Below are 20606 nucleotides of genomic sequence, written 5' to 3'. Positions count from 1 at the left end.
TGCCCATTCCCAACCTTTTCAACGGCGTCAGCCGCCAGAATGCGTGCGGTGTTGACCGCCTGATCGTCAACGGAATCCCATGCTAAAGCTGCCATGATTTGTGACCTTTCAGATTGTCGGAGTGTAATGGTGAGGGTTTCGCGTGGTGAGGAGTTCCGTTGAGAACGTGCAGCACGAAGCCCGTGTTGCGGTGATGGCGTACCAGGTTCAGCGTGGCGTTGTCGATGCTTCCAACGTCGAGGTCCAGTGCTTCGGTCAGCGTGACGCGGATGAGCGTTCCGTGGGTGACGACGATGATGCGAGCGCCGGGGTAGTCCCGCGATAGTGCGTGCAACGCGTCGAGGCCGCGCGCGGCAACTTCCGGCTCAGATTCGGCGCCGTAGTACCCACCAGGAATGCGCAGGGAATCAAGCTCGGCACCTTCGAGCATCCCTTCGGCGAGACCGTAATCGCGTTCAACCAGGCCAGGAATGCGCCGGATGACGTCGAGGTTGAGGTCGGCGGCAATGACGTCGGCGGTTTCTGCGGCGCGAATCAGGGGTGACGATACAACGAAGTCCCAATCGAACTGAGACAGGGCGGGCACGGCCTGACCGGCCTGATTCCGGCCAATGTCATTGAGCGGGATGTCCGTGGAGCCTTGGAGCCGCCTGGCTGCATTCCAATCGGTCTGGCCGTGGCGGATGAGAGCAAAAGTTGTTGATGGTGAAATTCTGTGTTCCTTGCTGTGGTGGCGCTCTGCTGAGCGAGGCGCGGTGTTGCCGGCACGGTGTTGCCGGCACGATTCGTGCGGCGGCTTCGACCCATGTCTAATCTAACCCTTACGTGAGTGTATAGTTAAATCAACGTGATCCGGTGTCTACGACGAGGTCGAGCTCATCCCTCCGTCGACAGCCGAGGCATATCGCATGCCTCCACCAGGATCACGACGAAGACGTCGCCGATCTGTTCCACGGTTGGCATGAAGGAGAAATACGCATGACCGTAAATACCCATACAACGTCCACACCGACCGAGAAGTTGTCGGACGCTGGCGTGAGCATTTGGTTTGATGATCTGTCTCGGGACCGCATCCGCTCGGGCAATCTGCAAAGTCTTATCGACACCCGCAACGTCGTCGGAGTGACGACTAACCCGACGATTTTCGCTGGGGCGTTGGCCAATGGTGATGCCTACACCGAGCAGGTGCAGGTGCTCGCCCGGTCCAAGTTCAGCGTCGATGATGCCGTGTTCGAGATCACCACGACCGACGTTCAGCAGGCATCGGACATTTTTGCTCCGATATTTGCGAAAACTCGCGGATTCGATGGCCGCGTGTCCATTGAATGCGCCCCGGTGAACGCCCACGATGCGGTCGCGATGATCAAGGAAGCGCAGGCGCTGTGGGCGAAGATCGACCGCCCCAATGTCCTGATCAAGATCCCGGCAACGATCGCGGGGCTGGCGGCTATCACCGAGGTGATCGGCGCAGGAATCAGCGTGAACGTTACGCTGATCTTCAGCTTGGAACGCTACCGCGAGGTCATCGCGGCCTACCTGAGCGGCCTGGAAAAGGCCCAGGATGCCGGCATCGACCTCTCGACGATCCACTCTGTTGGATCGTTCTTCGTCTCCCGTCTCGATACTGAGATCAACACTCGCTTGGAAGCAATTGGAACCGAGGAAGCCCTTGCACTGAAGAGTCAGGCCGGAATCGCCAACGCCCAACTCGCGTATCAGGTCTACCAGCAGGAGTTCGCGACTGAGCGTGCCCGCGGTCTGTTTCAGGCCGGCGCGAATGAGCAACGTCCCCTCTGGGCGTCCACCGGCGTCAAGGATGCGTCCTTGCCCGACACCATGTATGTGGTGGAACTGGTCGCGAGCGATGTGATCAACACCCTTCCCAAAAAGACTCTGGAGGCCACTTTTGATCACGCCGTCGTGCGCGGGGATACCATCTCGGACTCGTACGCCGCTGCCGTCGAGGTCATGAATCGCCTCACCGCTCTCGGCATCTCATACGCCGAAGTCACCGCCCTGCTGGAACGAGAGGGAGTCGAGAAATTCACGACGTCCTGGAATGAACTCCGTGAAACGGTGCGCGTCGCACTGGAGACCGCCAAGTGACCGTCAAGATCCTCGTCACCGGCGAACCGGCCTGGGCCGGACGCGACGTCATCCCGCAGCTCATCACCGATCGCGTCGCGTCCCGCATCAGAGCTACCGATGCGACGCTGTGGGGGCCAGCCAGCGAAGCCGAAGCATCCGTTCGTCTCGGCTGGACCGAGGCCGCGACCGTCTCACGGCCTCTGATTCCCAAGATTCTGGCCCTGCGAGACAGTCTCCGCGCAGCAGGAATCACCCACATCGTCTTGGGCGGGATGGGCGGCTCGTCACTTGCTCCGGAAACCATTACACGGTCGGCGGGTGTCGAATTGACCGTGCTCGACGCAACCGATCCCGACCAGGTGCTGGCCGCCCTGGCCGACCGCCTCGCCACCACGGCGGTTGTCATTTCGTCGAAGTCCGGTGGGACCGTCGAAACCGACAGCCAGAAGCGCGTTTTTGAGTTTGCGTTCGAACAGGCCGGAATCGACCCGACCGAACGCATCATCATCGTCACCGATCCGGGATCACCACTCGACCTGAGCGGCCGGGAAGCGGGCTACCGGGTGTTCAACGCCGACCCGGCTGTCGGCGGACGCTACTCGGCCCTGACCGCCTTCGGCCTGGTGCCCTCCGGCCTTGCCGGGGCCGACATTGCTCAGCTTCTCGCTGAAGCCGAAGCCATCACACCGGATCTCAGCCGCGATAGCGCCGACAACCCGGCACTGATCCTCGGCGCGGCCATCGCGGGAACGTCACCATTGCGCGACAAACTGGCATTCATTTCCGACGGCTCCCGCACCGTGGGGTTCGGCGACTGGGCCGAACAACTCATCAGCGAATCCACCGGCAAAATTGGCCGCGGCATACTTCCCGTGGTGCTCAACGTCACAGCCCCCGAACTTGACCTGAATCAAGCCATGCATCTGCCCGATGTGCAGTTCGTTCGACTGGTCGACGACGCCGACACCTATGATCGGGCACGCAACCACGACATCATCATGAGCGGCCCCCTCGGCGCTCAAATAATGGTCTGGGAATACGCCACCGTCATCGCGGGCCGCATCCTGGGAATCAACCCCTTCGATCAGCCCGATGTGGAAGCCGCGAAGATCGCCTCGCGCGGGCTGCTGGATGGTCAACCAGACTTGGCCGCGCCCGACCTGTCCCAAGGTGGAATCGACGTCCGCGGTTCCAAGGACCTGCTCGGTTCCGCGACGACGGTGAAAGCTGCCATCGACGCTTTGCTCTCCCGCCTCGGAGACGACGGCTATATCGCGATCCACGCCTACGCAAACCGGCTGGCGCTACCGGAACTGGAGGGCGTGCGCGATCTGCTCGCCACCAAGGCGCGTCGCCCGGTTACGTTCGGCTGGGGACCACGCTTTCTGCACTCCACCGGCCAATACCACAAGGGCGGAACCCCCACCGGGGTGTTCCTGCAGATCACGACCGATCCAGACAACGATTTGCCGATCCCCCGCCGCCCCTTCACGTTTGGTCAGCTGATCACCGCCCAGGCCGCCGGTGATGCCGCCGTGCTCGCCGGCCAGGACCGCCCGGTACTCACCCTGAATCTGACGTCGCCCCGCGCCAACCTGCCCGCGCTCATCGCCGCACTGAGCTGAGCCAGTGACACTCACTGAAACCAGCAACCCCCTGCGCCGAGCGGATGATCAACGCCTCAATCGGATCGCCGGGCCGAGCACCCTAATCATTTTTGGAATCACTGGCGATTTGTCACGCAAGAAGCTGCTGCCGGCGATCTACGATCTGGCCCATCGCGACCTACTGCCGCCCGGCTTCGCACTGGTCGGATTCGCCCGACCAGACAGCGAAGACCACGATTTTGAACGGGTGGCGTACGAAGCCGTTAAACAATACGCTCGCACGCCTTTCGACGAGAAAATCTGGCACCAGCTGGTCGCCGGCATGCGATTTGTGCACGGCGACTTTGACGACGCCACGGCATTCACCCGCCTGAAAGACACCATCGATGAGGTCGACGCCACCCGTTACACGCACGGCAATCATGCCTTCTACCTCTCCATCCCGCCCCACGCGTTTCCAGTCGTTACCCAACAGCTGCGCGCCGCCGGTCTAGCCGACCAGGCGGACGACGCGTGGCGCCGCGTGGTCATCGAAAAGCCCTTCGGGAGCGACCTCGAGACTGCACGTGAGTTGAATGACATTGTCGAATCGACTTTTCCCGCCGACTCCATCTTTCGCATCGACCATTATCTGGGCAAGGAGACCGTCCAGAACATTCTGGCCGTGCGGTTCGCCAACCAGATGTTTGAACCCTTATGGAACGCCAACTACGTCGATCACGTGCAAATCACCATGGCGGAAGACATCGGCATCGGCGGTCGGGCCGGGTACTACGACGGCATCGGCGCGGCTCGAGACGTGATCCAAAACCATCTTCTCCAGCTCCTGGCGCTCACAGCAATGGAAGAGCCCCTCTCCTTCGACGCCCACGATTTGCGCGCGGAGAAAGAGAAAGTGCTCGCTGCCGTCACACTGCCCGCTGACCTCACGGCAAGCACGGCGCGCGGTCAATACACCAGCGGCTGGCAGGGCGGCGAGCACGTTCCGGGATTTCGCGACGAGTCCGGAATGAATCCACTCTCAACGAGCGAAACCTACGCGGCCATGCGGCTGGAGGTCGGGTCCCGACGATGGCAAGGCGTTCCCTTCTACCTGCGCGCCGGGAAACGCCTCGGACGCCGGGTCACCGAGATCGCCCTCATCTTCAAAACCGCGCCCGAGCATCTTTTCGGTGACAGCGACTCGTCGTGCCTGGGCCAGAACGCCCTGGTCATCCGAGTCCAACCCGACGAAGGAGTCACCTTGCGGTTTGGGTCGAAGGTGCCGGGCGCCACCATGCAGGTTCGGGACGTCACCATGGACTTCAGCTACGGTCATGCCTTCACCGAGGCGAGCCCCGAAGCGTACGAACGTTTGATTCTCGACGTGCTCCTCGGCGACCCGCCTTTGTTTCCTCGCCACCGAGAAGTCGAACTGTCCTGGAAGATTCTAGACCCGATCGAGAAGTTCTGGGCCACCCAAGGCCAGCCCGAACTGTATCGGTCCGGTACCTGGGGTCCCGTCTCCGCTGAACTGATGATGCACCGCGACGGCCGAGCCTGGAGGCGCCCGTGATCTACCACTACCCCAACACCACCGTCAGCGCTCTCAACAAGGCGCTCGTCACCATTCGCGATACCGCTGGCTCGTCGGCCCTGGGCCGGGTGCTCACCCTGGTCATCGCCACCGAACCCGGCGCCGCCGAAGAGGCCATCATTGCTGCCGAAGGCGCCGCGCGCGAACACCCCCTGCGCGTGATCGTGCTGTCCACTGTCTCGGTCTCTGTGTCGGGCGGACCGCACCTCGACGGCGAAATCCGCCTTGGCGGTGAGTCGGGCCCCAGCGAAGTCATCCTCCTCACTGCCCACGGAACTGCGGCGGACGATCAGGAAGCCCTCGTCACCGGACTTCTGCTGCCCGACGCACCCGTCATCGCCTGGTGGCCCGGCCAGGCGCCCGAACGTGTGGCGCAGTCATCCCTGGGGCGGATCGCTGCGCGTCGAATCACAGATTCGCGTGCCCAGCCAGCACCAGTCGAAGACCTGTCGCGATTGTCCCGGGGATACACCCCGGGAGATTCTGATCTGGCCTGGACCCGACTAACGCTATGGCGCAACCAACTGGCGGCCGTACTCGACCCGCCCGCATCCGCCACGGTCACGCACGTTGATATCGAGGGAGCGGATGATTCATCCTCTGTCGTCCTTCTGGCAGCGTGGCTGAAACTTCAGCTTCAGGTTCCCGTGCTGCTGCTGATGAGCACCCGAGAATCTGGCGCGGCCGGAATCTATCGCGTGCGACTGCACAGCGCGACCGGCGTCGTCGATCTGCACCGCTCCCTACCGGCTCCAGCTCTGCTCAACCAACCGGATCAACCGGCCCAAAACGTGTCGTTGCCCCGCCGAAGCCTCCTGGAATGCCTCACGGAAGAGTTGCGTCATCAAGGCGCGGATACCCTCTACGGTGACGTCATTACCAGCGGTCTCGCTCAGCTCCTCAGCAGCGACGGCGCCTGGGACCACAACGAAAACACCCGAATTCCCGACGGCGTCGATCCTTATGCCTACGTTTGATGAGCACACCTCAAGCCACCTCCACCCCACAAGACATTACTGAAATGAGCACCATGAACATGCACATCGGCCTCATCGGCCTCGGAAAAATGGGCGCCAGCATGCGCACCCGCCTCCGCGAAAACAACGTGACAGTAACCGGCTACGACCGCAACCCCGACGTGACCGACGTCGCGACCCTCCAAGACCTCATCGACGCCCTTCCCTCGCCCAAAACTGTCTGGGTAATGGTCCCCGCCGGTGCCATCACGAAGACCGTCATTACCGAGGTCGGCGAACTCCTGGGCACCGGTGACCTGGTCATTGACGGCGGTAATTCCCGTTTCAGCGACGACATCGTGCACGCGGCCCTCCTCGCTGAAAAGGGAATCGACTACATCGACGCCGGCGTTTCCGGCGGAGTCTGGGGTCAGGAGAACGGCTTTGCGCTTATGGTCGGCGGCAATGCGGCATCCGTTGACCGGCTCATGCCGGTATTCGACGCCCTGCGTCCGGCCGGCCCGCGCGAGGAAAGCTTCGTGCACGCTGGCGAGGTCGGTGCCGGTCACTACGCCAAGATGGTGCATAACGGCATCGAGTACGCCCTCATGCAGGCTTACGCCGAGGGCTATGAGCTACTCGCCAAGCGCGACGACATCATCAAGAATGTTCCCGGAACGTTCAAGGCCTGGCAGCGCGGCACGGTCGTTCGGTCCTGGCTGCTCGAGCTCCTCGTTCAGGCGCTCGAGGAGGATCCGGCCCTGACCAGTATCGAAGGATACGTCGATGACTCCGGCGAGGGCCGCTGGACCATCGAAGAAGCACTGGCTAATGCCGTGCCCGTTCCCGCCATCAGCGCGTCAATCTTCGCCCGGTTCGAATCTCGCCAGGAAGATTCCCCGGCGATGAAAGCCGTCGCCGCACTGCGCAACCAGTTCGGTGGCCACGCGGTCAAGTCCGCCGAGTAGCCTCCGGACACAGGCAGTGTCAGAACCGAGGCTGGTCCAAGGGGCTGGCCTCGGGGCGTTTGGGCAGAATGTGATCGCCCGAGGATTGGTGCCGAGCGCGGCGCAGGACCCATGGCAACAGATAGGTGCGGGCCCACGCGACATCGCTCGTTCGTGCGCTCCGCCAGGACGGTATTGGCACCGGTTCGATCTGGGATGGCTGCAATGAGTTCTCGACACGGAGCGCGCTCAGAACACTGCGTGCAATCGTGTGGTGACCCATGGGGTTGAAGTGCAGCCGATCCGGAGCCCACATACCCGCGTCCTGAATGGCCGTCAGTGACCAGAGATCGGCTACCAGGCAGCCGTGCCGTGCTGCCACAGAACGCAAGTTCTCGTTGTAGATCGCGATTTTTCCCCGCATGCTCCGAAAAAATGGTGCGAACCCAAGGTCGGGCCCGGTGAAGAGGACGATCGTGGCGCCGGACCGGGACAGGCGCGAGATGACATCATCGAACCGAGCTGCAATATCATCCGGGTCGGTACCGGGACGAATAACGTCATTACCGCCAGCGGAGATAGTGATGAGATCCGGGCGCAGCTGTAGCACCGGTTCCACCTGTTCGTCGCTGATCTGGCGCAAGATCTTGCCGCGCACGGCTAGGTTGGCGTAATTGAAGTCCGGTTGGCCGTCACTGAGTACCGCGGCGACCCGGTCGGCCCAGCCTCGATGCCCGCCCACACTCTCTGGCTCGGGGTCACCGATGCCTTCGGTAAAGGAGTCGCCGAGCGCGACGTATCGCGTCCACAGGTGGTTCAGGTGTGCGTTGGTCATATGCCTCATGTCTATTACCATCAACTCTACTCTTACGTTAGAGTAAAGATGTACGATCATTTACGTACGAGATGAGGTGGCATTCATGCTTATTGGTGAGTTCGCCGAACGGACTGGACTTTCCCAGCGCACCGTGCGGCACTACGACGAGATCCACATTTTGCAAGCGTCAGGGCGCAGCGATTCCGGCTACCGGCTCTATGCCCCGGCCGACCTCGACCGGGCACGCATCATCCGCAGCCTCCGAGCGTTGTCTCTCACCCATCCGGAAATCAAGGTTGCTCTGGCGACACTGGATCTGGTCGACTCCGACCCAGACGGGACAGTGTCAACAATCCGGCGTGATCTCGCCATCCTGATCAGCGATATCGAAGCGCGTGAACGTTCTCTTTGCGAACAGGTTCGCGTAGCCAGCGGGTTCGTCGAACTGCTGCGGAGTCTGTGACTCAACCACGCCCACTTCGTGATCACGCTCAGACAGGAACACCGTGACACATCCAACCACACCCGCCGTCTCTAACGTCGACATTTTTACCCAAGCCCACAAACGGCGCACCTTTGCCGTTATTTCTCACCCTGATGCCGGCAAGTCCACGCTGACCGAAGCACTTCTGCTGCACGCGCACGCTATTGATCGGGCGGGTGCAGTACACGGTAAAGCCGGCCGGCGGGGCACCGTATCTGACTGGATGGCCATGGAGCAGGCCCGTGGCATTTCCGTGACATCCGCCGCTATCCAGTTTGAGTATCGCGACACCGTGATCAATCTCGTTGACACCCCCGGTCACGCCGATTTCTCGGAAGACACCTTCCGGGTCCTCTCCGCTGTTGATGCCGCTGTGATGCTCGTCGATGCCAGCAAGGGCCTCGAACCGCAAACCATGAAGTTGTTTGAGGTGTGCCGACAACACGGCCTGCCCGTGATCACGGTCATCAATAAATGGGATCGCCCGGGAAAGTCCGCGTTGGATCTCATGGACGAGATCCAGGACCGCACCGGGCTTGTGCCCACACCGCTCACCTGGCCGGTCGGGCTCGCCGGCGAATTTCATGGAGTTCTGGATCGACAATCCCCCGGATTTGTGCGTTTCACCCGAACCCCAGGAGGCGCGACCGCCGCCAGTGAAGCTCGTACCACGGCGACGGCCGCTGCCGCGGAACTCGGCCAGGATTGGACTAATGCTGCCGAAGAATCAGCACTACTTCATGCCGAAGGGCACAACCACGACGAGGCACTTTTTCTTCGCGCGACGACCACGCCGGTGCTTTTTTGCGCTGCCGTCCTCAATTTTGGTGTCCACCAGCTGCTGGACGCTCTCGTGGAATTCGCTCCGCCCGCTCTAGCGCGGGCAGATATCACCGGTCGACAACGGCCCGTCAACGGTGACTTCTCCGGCTTTGTCTTCAAGGTTCAGTCCGGCATGAACGCCTCGCACCGTGACCACGTCGCATTCGTGCGGGTGTGTTCGGGCATGTTCCACCGCGGGATGGTTCTAACGCAGGCATCGACCGGCCGTCCGTTTGCCACGAAGTATGCGCAACAGATGTTCGGGCGGGAACGCACTATGGCGGAGCAGGCCTGGCCCGGGGACATCGTCGGGTTGATCAACGCAGCCTCTCTTCGGGTGGGCGATTCACTCTATGATTCCGAACCCGTCGAATACCCGCCCCTGCCGGTGTTCGCCCCCGAGTATTTTCGTGCCGTACGCCCCGCCGACACCAGCAAGCACAAGCAATTCCGTCGCGGAATCGATCAGCTCGACCATGAGGGGGTCATTCAAGTCATGCGGTCCGACCTGCGGGGCGACCAGGCTCCGGTACTCGGGGCCGTGGGTCCAATGCAGTTCGACGTCGTTGAGGAACGCATGACGCACGATTTTGGTGCTGATATCCGCATGGAAACGTTGCCCTACCAAATCGCGCGCCGCACCGATCGCGCAAGCGCGGGCAGACTGGGTTCCCTGCGCCAGGTGGAAGTACTCACCCGATCCGACAACACCCTCTTGGCCCTGTTCAGCACCCCCTGGCGGTTTCAGGCTGTCGCTCAAGAGTTCCCGGATATCGTGCTGGAGAACCTCAGCCCGTCCGTCGAGAAGGAGTCCGTCGAGGACGCAGCCCGCGGCGATAAACGTCGCTGAAGTTGAGTCACCGGCGAGCATAGCAACGGCCCAGCACACGTGATGTGCCGGGCCGATCGCGTTCCTGGCTCCCGCTAAGCGCTAGGCGTCAACGACGACCGCCGTGATCACCGGGTTGCGTCGATACTTGCGTTGCATCCATCGGGTCACGCTCTCGGAGAAGATCCGCTCGAGAGCTGCTCCGTCGAGAGCGCTGTTCCGGGTTTCTGCGACTATGGCCTTGTCGATGATCTGCGCGGCATTGGCTGCCCAGCCGGCATCGTGATTGAAGCCGCGGGTGATGAATTCCACCGGTTCGGCCAGGCGTCCCGTCTTGGTGTTGAGAATGCCCAGAACGGTAATGGCACCGTCTTCTGCGAGGAGTCGACGATCTTCCATCGCTTCTGCTGCGTCTCCTCCGACGGTCATGCCGTCGACCAGTACGTAGTCGGCCGGTACTCGGCCTACAACGGTGGCGCGGCCATCGACCAGGTCAACCACGATGCCATCTTCGACGACGAGAACGCGGTCTTTACTGATTCCGGTGCGCACGGCCAGGTCCGCGTTGGCGGTGAGGTGGCGCCATTCACCGTGCACGGGCATCACGTTGGTGGGGCGCATCACGTTGTAGCAGTAGACGAGTTCGCCCGCGCTGGCGTGCCCGGACACGTGGACTGTGGCGTTGGCCTTGTGCACGACGTTGGCGCCCCAGCGGGTCAGTCCGTTGATGACTCGGTAGATGGAGTTTTCATTTCCGGGAATGACCGAACTGGCCAAGAGAACGGTGTCGCCCTCTCCGATGCGGATGGTGTGTTCACGGTTCGCCATGCGCGCCAGGGCTGCCATAGGTTCTCCCTGTGAGCCGGTGCAGATGAGAACGACCTGGTCGTCTTTCATTCGCTCCAGTGCCTTGACATCGACGAGCAGTCCCTTTGGGATGCGCAGATACCCCAGTTCAGCGGCCATACCCATGTTGCGCACCATGGATCGGCCGACGAAGGCCACCTTACGGTTGTGGCGCACGGCCGCGTCGATCACCTGTTGGATGCGATGGACGTGGCTGGCGAAGCTGGAGACAATGATCCGTCGTAGCGCGCTGCGAAACACGGTGTCGATGGCGGGGCCGATGTCGGCTTCGGGTGTGGTGAATCCGGGCACAACGGCGTTGGTCGAGTCGATCAGCAGCAGGTCGATGCCTTCGTCGCCGAGCCGGGAGAAACCGGGCAGGTCGGTGAGCCGGTTGTCGAGGGGGAACTGATCCATTTTGAAGTCGCCGGTGTGCACGATCAGTCCGGCTTCTGTGCGGATGCCGATGGCGAGGCCGTCGGGGATGGAATGGTTTACGGCCAGGAATTCAAGGTCGAAGGGACCAACAGAGCGGCGTTCGCCTTCCTTGACTTCAACGACCGGGGGATGCAGGTGGTGTTCCTGAAATTTTGCTCCGACGAAGGCGAGGGTCAGCTTGGAGGCGATGACGGGAATGTCGCCGCGTTCCTTGAGCAGGTAGGGCACAGCGCCGATGTGGTCCTCGTGGCCATGGGTGAGGACAATGGCTTCGATGTCGTCGAGCCGGCCACGCAAGATCGAGAAATCGGGCAGGATCACATTAATTCCGGGCTGAATGTCTTTTGGGAACAGCAGCCCGCAGTCGATGACGAGCAGTTTGCCTTTGTGCTCAAACACGGTCATATTACGGCCGATTTCGCCGAGACCGCCGAGCGGGATGATGCGCAGGCCGCGCGCCGGAAGTGCGGGCGGTGCGGCAAGGGACAGTGGATGGGTGCTCATGGAGCTCTTTTCTTGGGGCGCGGGCGTCAGCCCACGCAATGGTCAGGTTCGTATGGGTCGGGCAGGAAATCGGCCACGTCACTGGCAATGAAATCCGGTGCTGGCATGGTGAGCCGGTCGAGAAATTCAAAGGCGAGTTGTCGGATTGCCGGAGCGGCGATATCGGTTTCGGCGCTGATGTCGGTGGAGAACCACCGTGTCAACGCTCGTTTAGGGTCGTTGCTGGCGACAGCATCGATGAAGTCGCCGAAGAATGTTGACTCGTCGCGATCTGGACCGGTCTCGGAGGTGTTGGATTCCGCGTGGGCGCGCCTGACCGCGATGTAGTATCGCGCAACGGTGTAAATGAAGAGGAATGTGTGTCCCTGCGACGATCCTTCGCGGGACTTGTCGTCCATTGCTGTGAGTTCAAATTTCCACTCCGCATGTTCCGCGTGGCGGGCCAGCAGGAGGGTGATCTTGGTCAGCATGAAATCCTGAATCAGGTGCTGGTCGGTACGGGCGAGGGGATGGATGAACATGAAGTGCTCCTCTCGGGAACCTAGAACGGGGAAGTAGGGGCCGCGATCAGGTCAGGGACCGCGTAGTTTTCTGTCAACCACCTACATCAACTCTACCGTGACGTAAGGGAAGAGTATGAACTGAAAGCAATCTTCTATCCACCATCGGTCACCTTCCTCTCACGTGAGAGTAGAGTGTAGGTGGGCTTGCGTGTCGCTCACCATTCGAAAGCTGTTCGAACCTTCCAGATGCGCTCTTTTCCCACGTCGCAGCTAACGCACTGCTGGCGCGCCGTCTGCTCCATTCTTGTGAAAGCTTCCGTGTCTTCTACACCGCACTCCCCCCATTTCTCTGCGTCGTCCGACCGCGAGGCAGCGCCGCGCCCACGCCCACGAATCTCGTGGTCTTGGCTGGCCCTCATCGGTGCCGCCGGGCTGATCTCGGTCATGACGGCCCCCGGCCAGACTGCCGGTCTCTCCGTCTTCACGGATCCCCTGATAGCCGACCTGGGACTGTCGCGAACGGATGTCTCGCTCAGTTATCTCATTGGCACGCTCGTTGGCGCGTCCGTGCAGCCGTTTGTTGGGCGGGCGTTGGATCGATGGGGAGCACGGTCCGTCACGGTCGTGATTGGCCTTAGCTTTGCCGTCATCCTTCTGGCCTTCAGCTTCGTTGGCGAGATCATCGGACTCACCGCCGGCTTCACCGGTGTTCGGATGGCCGGCCAGGGCGCGCTTACCCTGGCCGCGACCACCGCGGTTGCACGGGCCATCCACCATCGGCGCGGGCTGGCCCTCGGCATTGCGAGTGCCATCGGTTCGGCCGGCATCTCACTCGCACCGATCTTTGTGGAGCGGCTGATCGCATCCGTTGGTATTTACGATGCGTGGCGGTGGGAAGCGGTGCTTGTGGCTGTGGTGGTCATTCCGCTGGCGTTGGTCTTTCCCAAACGCGCCCCCGCCGTCGATCCGGAATCGACCCCCTCCACGGCTCAACTCACCATTCAGAAAGAATCGTGGACGCTGCCGGAGGCCATCCGATCGGGCATGTTCTGGGTCATCGCTGCAAGCCTGGCAACCTCGGGCATGTTGACAACGGCGCTGGCGTTTCATCAAATCGCCATTTTAGGCGCCCAGGGCCTGACCCCGCTCGAGGCGGCGGCGAATTTTCTACCGCAGACCGTGACCGGGATCCTAGCCACCCTGATCACGGGCAGCCTCGTCGACCGGGTCAGCCCCAAGGTTTTCATCGTGTTTTCCATGGTGACGCTGGCCGCGTCTCTTATTATGCTGCCGTGGGTGAGCAGCGGAGTGGCGGCCATCGTCTATGGCCTCGTTCTTGGTGCCGCCGGCGGGAGCCTGCGCGGTATGGAAGCCGCCTCATACGTGCGCTATTACGGCTTGGCACACATTGGCAATATCCGAGGAGTCGCTACGGCAATCGGCCTCGCGTCGACGGCTTTCGGTCCGGTCGCGCTCTCGCTCGGGTTCGACCTGACCGGCAGCTTCACCACGCCTGCGCTGGCGCTGGCACTTGTTCCCGTAATCATCATCGGCGTCGCCCTCTTCGTGCGACCGCCGCAGCGCACCTAGCGCGACCGCCCGGCCCTACTGATTGCGCAGAACCTCAAGAAACTCGTCGGCCATTCCCAGCTGGTCCTGGAGTTTTTGCCGGCGCTCAACCGCTTGTGCAATGAAGGTGTCAAGCTCCGCGCGGACATCCGGATTGTCCGAACCAGCCACGCCGCCCTGCAGCGTGTCGATGATCTTCAACAGCGCCATCATCTCTTCGAGAGAGAACCCCAGCGGCTTCATCCGTCGAATCAAGATCAGCCGAGAATGATCTTCCTGCGTATAGAGGCGAAAACCACCCTCGGTACGACCGGAGGCCTTGAGCAGCCCGATTTCGTCATAGTGACGAATGGTGCGCAGTGAGAGGCCGGTCTTCTCGGCGAGCTCTCCAATGTGCATGGTGCCCGTGGTGGCTTGGGAAGTCATAGTTGATACCTTTTCTCGAACGGATTAGCAATCAACCCTAACGTTAGAGTAGTGTTGCAGAAGTCGGCTGACATTGTCATGTGAGCCCACTCTCCCACCATTGTCCCTGATGACTGGTGGAGGTGCGCGATGGGGCGCCCACATTCACTTCTCTATTCATTTGACACCACTCGTGTGTCCCGCTCCAGGAAGGCCCCATGGCCATCATTGAAAAAACCACGGAGAAGAATCGGTATAAAGCCGATCCCACCGTGATGAAAGCTCTGCGCACACCACGCATCCTTACTCGGGAAGTGCTCGCCGGCCTTGTTGTGGCCATGGCCCTCATCCCCGAGGCGATTGCTTTCTCCATCATCGCCGGTGTGGACCCGCGTGTCGGCCTCTTTTCGACCTTCATCATGGCCGTGTCGATCGCCTTTCTCGGTGGCCGCCCCGCCATGATCACCGGTGCGACAGCAGCCATTGCGCTCGTGATCGCCCCGGTCGCGCGTGATTACGGCATCGACTACTTCATCGCTACCGTGATCCTGGCGGGTGTCTTCCAGATTGTCTTCGCCTTCATCGGCGTCGCCAAAATCATGCGGTTCATTCCCCGTAGCGTCATGGTCGGATTCGTCAATGCCCTCGGCATCCTGATTTTCACCTCGCAGCTGCCGCAGCTGCTGGGCGTCCCGTTCATGGTCTACCCGCTCGTCGCGGTCGGCATCATCATCATGGTCGTCATGCCGCGCTTCACCAAGGTAGTTCCCGCGCCGCTCGTCGCAATCGTCGTACTCACTGTGTTGACCGTCGTGGTATCGATCAATGTCCCCACCATTGGAGACCAGGGCGAACTTCCCACGACGCTTCCGCAGATATTCTTCCCCAACATCCCGCTCAACCTGGAAACGTTGACGATCATCGCTCCCTACGCCTTCGGAATGGCGATGGTCGGAATCCTCGAGTCGCTGATGGCCGCCAAGATCGTCGACGAAAGCACCGACACCCACTCCAACAAGACCCGTGAGTCCTGGGCCCAGGGCGTTGCCAACATGCTCTCCGGCTTCTTCGGGGGCATGGGCGGCTGCGCAATGGTCGGCCAGACCATGATCAACGTCAAGGCGTCCGGTGCCCGCACCCGCATCTCTACCTTCCTCGCCGGCGCCTTTCTGCTCGTGCTCGTGCTGGGCCTCGGCCCGGTGCTATCCGTTGTGCCCATGGCCGCACTGGTATCGGTCATGATCATCGTGTCCGTGCTGACCTTCGATTGGCACAGCATCCGCTTGAGCACGCTGAAGCGGATGCCCAAGAGCGAGACGACCGTCATGGTCTTCACCGTTGTCGCCGTCGTCGCTACACACAACCTCGCGGTCGGCGTCGTGATCGGTGTCGTCATCGCTATGGTCGCCTTCGCCCGACGCGTCGCCCACCTCGCCCAGGTTGAACGCAGCCTTACCGTCGACGAGACTGGTCCCATCGCCTATTACACGATCACCGGCGCCCTGTTCTTTGCCTCCAGCAACGATCTGAAGACGCAGTTCAGCTACCTCGACGATCCTGACCGCATCGTCATCGACATGACGAACTCGCACATCTGGGATGCCTCCACCGTCGCCACCCTCGACGACATCACCTACAAGTACGATCGCCACGAGAAGACCGTGACGATTGAGGGACTCAACGAAGCGAGCAGCCTGCTGCACGCCCGCCTCGCCGGCAACATGGGCTCGGACCATTAACCCGGCACACCACTGCCTCATCAGGTCGAGCCCCCGTCGCATGACGGGGGCTCGACCGATTTGTGCTGCCAGGACCGATAGACCCTTACGTTAAGGTAACCTTGCGAAGATCAATGTGGCACTGTCGCCGACTCCCATTCATTCGGCTTCTCCGTGAGGTCCGTTCCCCTTTCTGGAGGCCTCATGGCCATCGTTTCCAAGCCCATCACCGCGAACCGCTACCGTGCGGAGCCTTCGGTTCTGACCGTACTGNACCCGCGAAGTTCTCGCCGGCCTCGTGGTGGCCATGGCGCTCATCCCCGAGGCGATCGCCTTCTCGATCATCGCCGGCGTCGACCCGCGCGTCGGCCTGTTCTCCTCGTTCGTGATGGCCGTCACCATCGCCTTCGTCGGTGGCCGCCCCGCCATGATCACCGCCGCCACCGGCGCGATCGCCCTCGTCATCGCCCCGGTGGCGCGCGAATACGGCATGGACTATTTCATCGCCACCGTCATCCTCGCAGGCGTGTTCCAGATCGTGCTGAGCCTGATCGGCGTCGCGAAGCTCATGCGCTTCATTCCGCGCAGCGTCATGGTCGGCTTCGTCAACGCCCTCGCCATCCTCATCTTCACAGCCCAACTCCCCCAGCTGCTCGGCGTGCCGTTCATGGTTTACCCGCTCGTTGCCGCGGGCCTCATCATCATGATCGTGATGCCGCGCATCACCAAGGTGATCCCCGCCCCGCTCGTGGCCATCGTCGTTCTCACCGTCGCGACCGTCGTCATCGCCATCAACGTGCCCACCATCAGCGACCAAGGCGAACTCCCGCAGAGCCTGCCCGAGCTGTTCTTTCCCAGCGTTCCGCTCAACTGGGACACGTTCACGATCATCGCCCCCTACGCCCTCGGCATGGCCCTGGTCGGAATTCTCGAGTCGCTGATGACCGCGAAGTTCGTCGACGAGATCACCGACACCCACTCCAACAAGACCCGCGAAACCTGGGGTCAGGGCGTCGCCAACGTCATGTCCGGCATCTTCGGCGGCATGGGCGGCTGCGCCATGATCGGCCAGACCATGATCAACGTGAAGGCCTCCGGTGCCCGCACCCGCATCTCCACCTTCCTCGCCGGAGTCTTTCTACTCGTGCTCGTGCTCGGCCTCGGCGACGTGCTCGCTGTTGTACCCATGGCCGCCCTGGTCGCCGTGATGATCATCGTGTCGTACCTCACGTTCGACTGGCACAGCATCCGTCTGTCAACGCTCAAACGGATGCCCAAGAGCGAGACGACCGTCATGGTCGCCACGGTCGTCGTCATCGTCCTCACCCACAACCTCGCCATCGGCGTCGTCGTCGGCGTGATCGTGGCCATGGTCGCCTTCGCCCGCCGGGTCGCCCACCTCGCCCGGGTGGAACGCACCGTCGAACTCAACCAGCCCGTACCCACCGCCTACTACACAGTCACAGGCGCCCTGTTCTTTGCCTCCAGCAATGACCTGATGACGCAGTTCGAGTACGCCGACGATCCCGACCGCATCGTGATCGACATGTCCGCATCCCACATCTGGGACGCCTCCACGGTCGCCACCCTCGACGCGATCACCTACAAGTACGAGCGCCACGACAAGCACGTCGTCATCGAGGGGCTTAACAAGGCCAGCACCGAGCTGCACAGTCGCCTGGCCGGAAACCTCGGCGCTGGCCACTGACAAGTTCGATGCTCCAAAGTGCAGCACCAAGACGTCAGAAAATCGTCCCAATTGGCGCTTCGCCTCGTCAATCTCACCGTGCGACATTCCGCGAGTGGCCAAAAAAATGACAAACGAAAACTGAACGAGAAGTCCGCGAAACAATATCCTCGGAGGGCGGTACAGCCGAACCTCGCATGAGGGCGAGTGTCTGGGAGGTCTCTCGGGTCTTTCTGAAATTAAGGCTGACGTCCGTCTGTGGCCCTGTCGCACACCTTAGCGCCCGCGACCCGTCAACCAACGACCCGTCGGCCCATCGCTGATCGGACGTCACGCAATCATCAACGATGTTGTCCGGATGTCCCGCCCGGTAAATATGTCTGCCCGAGTCAGGCCTCATTTGCGACACAGTGATGACTGTCGCATATCCCATGGGTTTCGACACGCTTTGGTTACGAGACACCTTAGATACGAATCGGCTTGCAACACGCGCTGCTCGGTGCTTAAGGCTCAGGATGGCGCGCAAGAGGAACGGCGACAGTGACAGCTCAAAGCGGAAGCGTGATGGAACAGGCCCAATGCCAGCTGCGTTTTAGGGGAATCCAGGTGAGGTGCCGCGCGGAATCTCGGCAGGACTCCATGTTCAATCGATCTCGGCCCAGCCATCCTTGTGAGCTGGCTTAGCTCAGATCGATAATTGCGACAGCCACCGAGCGAACAGCGACCACATCACCTGAAATATTATCCATCAGGGCAATGTGAACGCGGGGGATTTCGTCCGGCGCATCTTCACCCGTGGCGCTGAGGGCGAATGCGATCTCGCCGCTGTTGGTGCCGGAGGTTACGATCACCTGCGCAGCCTCCGGGTTTTCCCCCACACGTTCGAGGAGGCTATCGGTCACGTCGCTGGATTCGGTTGACGGCATCACCACCTCGGCACCGGTTCGCGCGATACTGACCAGCACGCTGGCGTCGTCGGGTATACGTCCCGCGCCTCCCGTAACCGTCCACGTGACGCCACCGCCAAGATTTCCAGGGTTGTATTCCGACGTCACGGTGATGGCGACGGGGGTCTGAGATTCAGGTGCCGTCTCGCCTGAAGACGTGCACGCTGACAGTGACGCTCCCACTAATATTGCAATTGGAAAGACGAATCGTCTTCGCATAGTCAGTTCCCTTCATCTGTCTAACTCTGGAAATCGGGGCTGAGGTCCAAGCCTTACGTCCATGTCACCCATTGCCGGTTCCCTGCGCCGACGCGCTTACGCGCAGTTACCGGGTCCGCCCGCGATAGCGAAGTTCTGACCGCTGGTGTTCCAACTCACACTCACAGAGCCGCGACCTATACCTACGCCGGTGAGTACGGTTTCGTCCCAACCATGGCTATAGGTTGAGAAGGCTTGGAAATCGCAGGGGCCAGCCCGATCGATGGTTAGGCCGACTGTTGCGCGAACATTGTCGCTGCCGGCCCCCGAGTTGGCATAGGCAACCCCGTTTTGGTTGAGGGTCTCCGGGTTGGTGATGCCCGTACAGTCATTTGCTGTGTTGCAGAAACTCGCGGAACTGGACTGAACATTCCGAGGGTCGCTCAAGCTGATTCCCATCACGTCAGTGCTCGTGCCGTCGAAGAACTTGGCATTCGTGTCATTCCATGAATACGTTGCGAGAATGCCGTATGAACCGATTGGGCCACCGGATGTGAAGACTTGCACTGCTCCCATGTTGACGTCAGCCCCGGTGCTGCGCGGAGACGCTGTTGGCGCGGTCACTTCCGTGTATCCAATTTCCGCCAATGCTGCGTTGACATCACCACCGCGATTAAAAGTCTCCGTTGCCACGTCATGAAATCCTGCAGACTCGGGTTGTTCGCCGGTCGGCGATGACTTCTCCTCATCGGACGGCATCGTGGCTGCGGCTGCAGTCAGTGGCAGGACAGCAAGGCTGAGGCCCAAGATAGTGGCTTTGATTCCGAGAAACGCTGTTTTCTTCACTTATTTTCACCTGAGTTTCGTATGTTGATTCCGTGTCTAGGACACTATGTGCGCGGCCAGCATGGCGATGCTTCTGGGCACAGAAAGTTATGCTTCCGTTATAAGGGATCCCGGAGCTGGAGCATGATCGGCCGAGCAATAGCGCCGGCGCGCTACAAGTTGCCGTGCACCTTCACGAAAGGAACGGTTGGCGACCGCGGGGGATTCGTACCCTCATTCACTGTCGGAACGTCGCAGACGGACGTGTCGGACCTGGATCTACAAGGGTGCACCATCGACGGACGACCAACCCGACCTAACAGCACTGACGTTTGACAGGCGAGGACCGAAGTCATCTGTGTCGGAGGGGAACCCCCTGCGGGACGAACGAGTCTGGGAGAATCGGTTAGTGCATGCCCCGGTGCTCCGGCCGGGGGCGAGGCCCGAGGTACTGATTCGCGACCCCAACGGCTACACCTTTGAGGTGAGCCAGAGATCTTATTATCTAGATGCGACGTTCGTGTCGACGTGGTTTGAGGCCGGCGGGGGCGTCGGCCGCTGGAACAAAGTCGCAGATGAATTCCCCTTCGTAACCGAAGAGGAATCCAAAGACATGGTTGCGCACCTCGAGGTTGATCCGATACACGCCGGCCGCGTCATCGTAGGACTCACGCAGCTCGGCGCGCCCGCTGAACAGCATGGGAAACCGGAACGCGATAGGACCCTCGTAGAAGCGCTGAGCACCGGAAAGCAACCGCAGTGAACCGTCTGTAAGTCTTTCTTGTGGCTGGCCTGGGGCTGGCTGGCTAGATTGGTGCTGGTTCTACTGACCGGGCGTGA

16 protein-coding genes and 2 pseudogenes are annotated in these 20606 nt (G+C 61.2%); 10 read left to right on the top strand and 8 right to left on the bottom strand.

All coding sequences use genetic code 11. The annotated features are described in order from the left end of the window. Positions 1-82: 82 nt before the first annotated feature. A complete protein-coding gene (locus CXY73_RS01890) occupies positions 83-685 on the bottom strand; it encodes a histidine phosphatase family protein (RefSeq protein ID WP_369831195.1) in 603 nt (200 codons plus the stop codon). A gap of 293 nt (positions 686-978) precedes the next feature. Here CXY73_RS01890 and tal point away from each other — a divergent pair, with 293 nt between their 5' ends. Genes tal through gnd form a run of 5 tightly spaced genes read left to right on the top strand, consistent with a single transcriptional unit; the run spans position 979 to position 7195 of the window. Further along, the gene (tal, locus tag CXY73_RS01885) at positions 979-2106 is read left to right on the top strand and encodes a transaldolase (RefSeq protein WP_104176642.1); all 1128 of its coding nucleotides are present in this window, start codon (positions 979-981) and stop codon (positions 2104-2106) included. Continuing rightward, positions 2103-3713 carry a glucose-6-phosphate isomerase gene (locus CXY73_RS01880; RefSeq protein ID WP_104176641.1) on the top strand — a complete coding sequence of 537 codons (1611 nt, stop codon included), beginning with the start codon at positions 2103-2105 and terminating at the stop codon, positions 3711-3713. Before tal ends, CXY73_RS01880 begins: the two co-directional genes overlap by 4 nt. A 4-nt stretch (positions 3714-3717) precedes the next feature. Further along, a complete protein-coding gene (zwf, locus tag CXY73_RS01875; RefSeq protein ID WP_104176640.1) occupies positions 3718-5250 on the top strand; it encodes a glucose-6-phosphate dehydrogenase in 1533 nt (510 codons plus the stop codon). Continuing rightward, positions 5247-6248, top strand: a complete 1002-nt coding sequence (locus tag CXY73_RS01870) for a glucose-6-phosphate dehydrogenase assembly protein OpcA (protein WP_104176639.1) — start codon at positions 5247-5249, stop codon at positions 6246-6248. The genes zwf and CXY73_RS01870 overlap by 4 nt, the downstream gene beginning before the upstream one ends. Positions 6249-6307: 59 nt before the next feature. After that, positions 6308-7195, top strand: coding sequence for a phosphogluconate dehydrogenase (NAD(+)-dependent, decarboxylating) (gene gnd, locus CXY73_RS01865; protein WP_104176644.1), 888 nt, complete (start codon positions 6308-6310; stop codon positions 7193-7195). Positions 7196-7214: 19 nt separating this feature from the next. On the opposite strand, the gene CXY73_RS01860 is transcribed toward gnd, so the two are convergent. Further along, positions 7215-8009 (bottom strand): SGNH/GDSL hydrolase family protein, encoded by a 795-nt coding sequence (locus tag CXY73_RS01860; protein WP_104176638.1) that lies wholly within the window; start codon positions 8007-8009, stop codon positions 7215-7217. Positions 8010-8094: 85 nt separating this feature from the next. Between CXY73_RS01860 and CXY73_RS01855 the strand changes: the two genes are divergently transcribed. Further along, positions 8095-8454 (top strand): MerR family transcriptional regulator, encoded by a 360-nt coding sequence (locus CXY73_RS01855; protein WP_146071586.1) that lies wholly within the window; start codon positions 8095-8097, stop codon positions 8452-8454. Between the two features lie 43 nt (positions 8455-8497). Next, a complete protein-coding gene (locus CXY73_RS01850; RefSeq protein WP_104134213.1) occupies positions 8498-10147 on the top strand; it encodes a peptide chain release factor 3 in 1650 nt (549 codons plus the stop codon). Between the two features lie 81 nt (positions 10148-10228). On the opposite strand, the gene CXY73_RS01845 is transcribed toward CXY73_RS01850, so the two are convergent. Together CXY73_RS01845 and CXY73_RS01840 are read right to left on the bottom strand one after the other, a co-directional pair. Further along, complete coding sequence (locus CXY73_RS01845; RefSeq protein WP_104176636.1) at positions 10229-11914, bottom strand: ribonuclease J; 1686 nt, start codon at positions 11912-11914, stop codon at positions 10229-10231. A 26-nt stretch (positions 11915-11940) separates the two neighbouring features. Further along, positions 11941-12435, bottom strand: coding sequence for a hypothetical protein (locus tag CXY73_RS01840; RefSeq protein WP_104134211.1), 495 nt, complete (start codon positions 12433-12435; stop codon positions 11941-11943). Positions 12436-12735: 300 nt separating this feature from the next. Here CXY73_RS01840 and CXY73_RS01830 point away from each other — a divergent pair, with 300 nt between their 5' ends. Beyond that, the gene (locus CXY73_RS01830; protein ID WP_233198082.1) at positions 12736-14007 is read left to right on the top strand and encodes an MFS transporter; all 1272 of its coding nucleotides are present in this window, start codon (positions 12736-12738) and stop codon (positions 14005-14007) included. Positions 14008-14022: 15 nt separating this feature from the next. Here CXY73_RS01830 and CXY73_RS01825 read toward each other — a convergent pair whose 3' ends face one another. After that, positions 14023-14412 carry a MerR family DNA-binding transcriptional regulator gene (locus CXY73_RS01825; protein WP_104176635.1) on the bottom strand — a complete coding sequence of 130 codons (390 nt, stop codon included), beginning with the start codon at positions 14410-14412 and terminating at the stop codon, positions 14023-14025. 197 nt (positions 14413-14609) lie between these two features. On the opposite strand from CXY73_RS01825, the gene CXY73_RS01820 reads away from it, so the two are divergent. Further along, a complete protein-coding gene (locus CXY73_RS01820; RefSeq protein WP_104176634.1) occupies positions 14610-16130 on the top strand; it encodes a SulP family inorganic anion transporter in 1521 nt (506 codons plus the stop codon). Positions 16131-16313: 183 nt separating this feature from the next. Next, positions 16314-17817: pseudogene (locus CXY73_RS01815) on the top strand (SulP family inorganic anion transporter). Positions 17818-18476: 659 nt separating this feature from the next. Here the strand turns inward: CXY73_RS01815 and CXY73_RS22520 are convergent. The 3 genes and pseudogenes from CXY73_RS22520 to CXY73_RS01800 form a co-directional block, all read right to left on the bottom strand. After that, positions 18477-18761, bottom strand: a complete 285-nt coding sequence (locus CXY73_RS22520; RefSeq protein ID WP_104134201.1) for a hypothetical protein — start codon at positions 18759-18761, stop codon at positions 18477-18479. Between the two features lie 297 nt (positions 18762-19058). Beyond that, complete coding sequence (locus tag CXY73_RS01805; RefSeq protein ID WP_104176632.1) at positions 19059-19787, bottom strand: hypothetical protein; 729 nt, start codon at positions 19785-19787, stop codon at positions 19059-19061. 484 nt (positions 19788-20271) lie between these two features. Further along, positions 20272-20532 (bottom strand): annotated as a pseudogene (locus tag CXY73_RS01800) (DUF4166 domain-containing protein); the annotation flags it as partial. Between the last annotated feature and the right edge of the window lie 74 nt (positions 20533-20606).

Source organism: Cryobacterium sp. Y50, assembly GCF_002929805.1.
GTDB lineage: Bacteria > Actinomycetota > Actinomycetes > Actinomycetales > Microbacteriaceae > Cryobacterium.
Note: the sequence above shows the minus strand (reverse complement) of the source record. Positions and strands in the feature narration are given on the sequence as shown.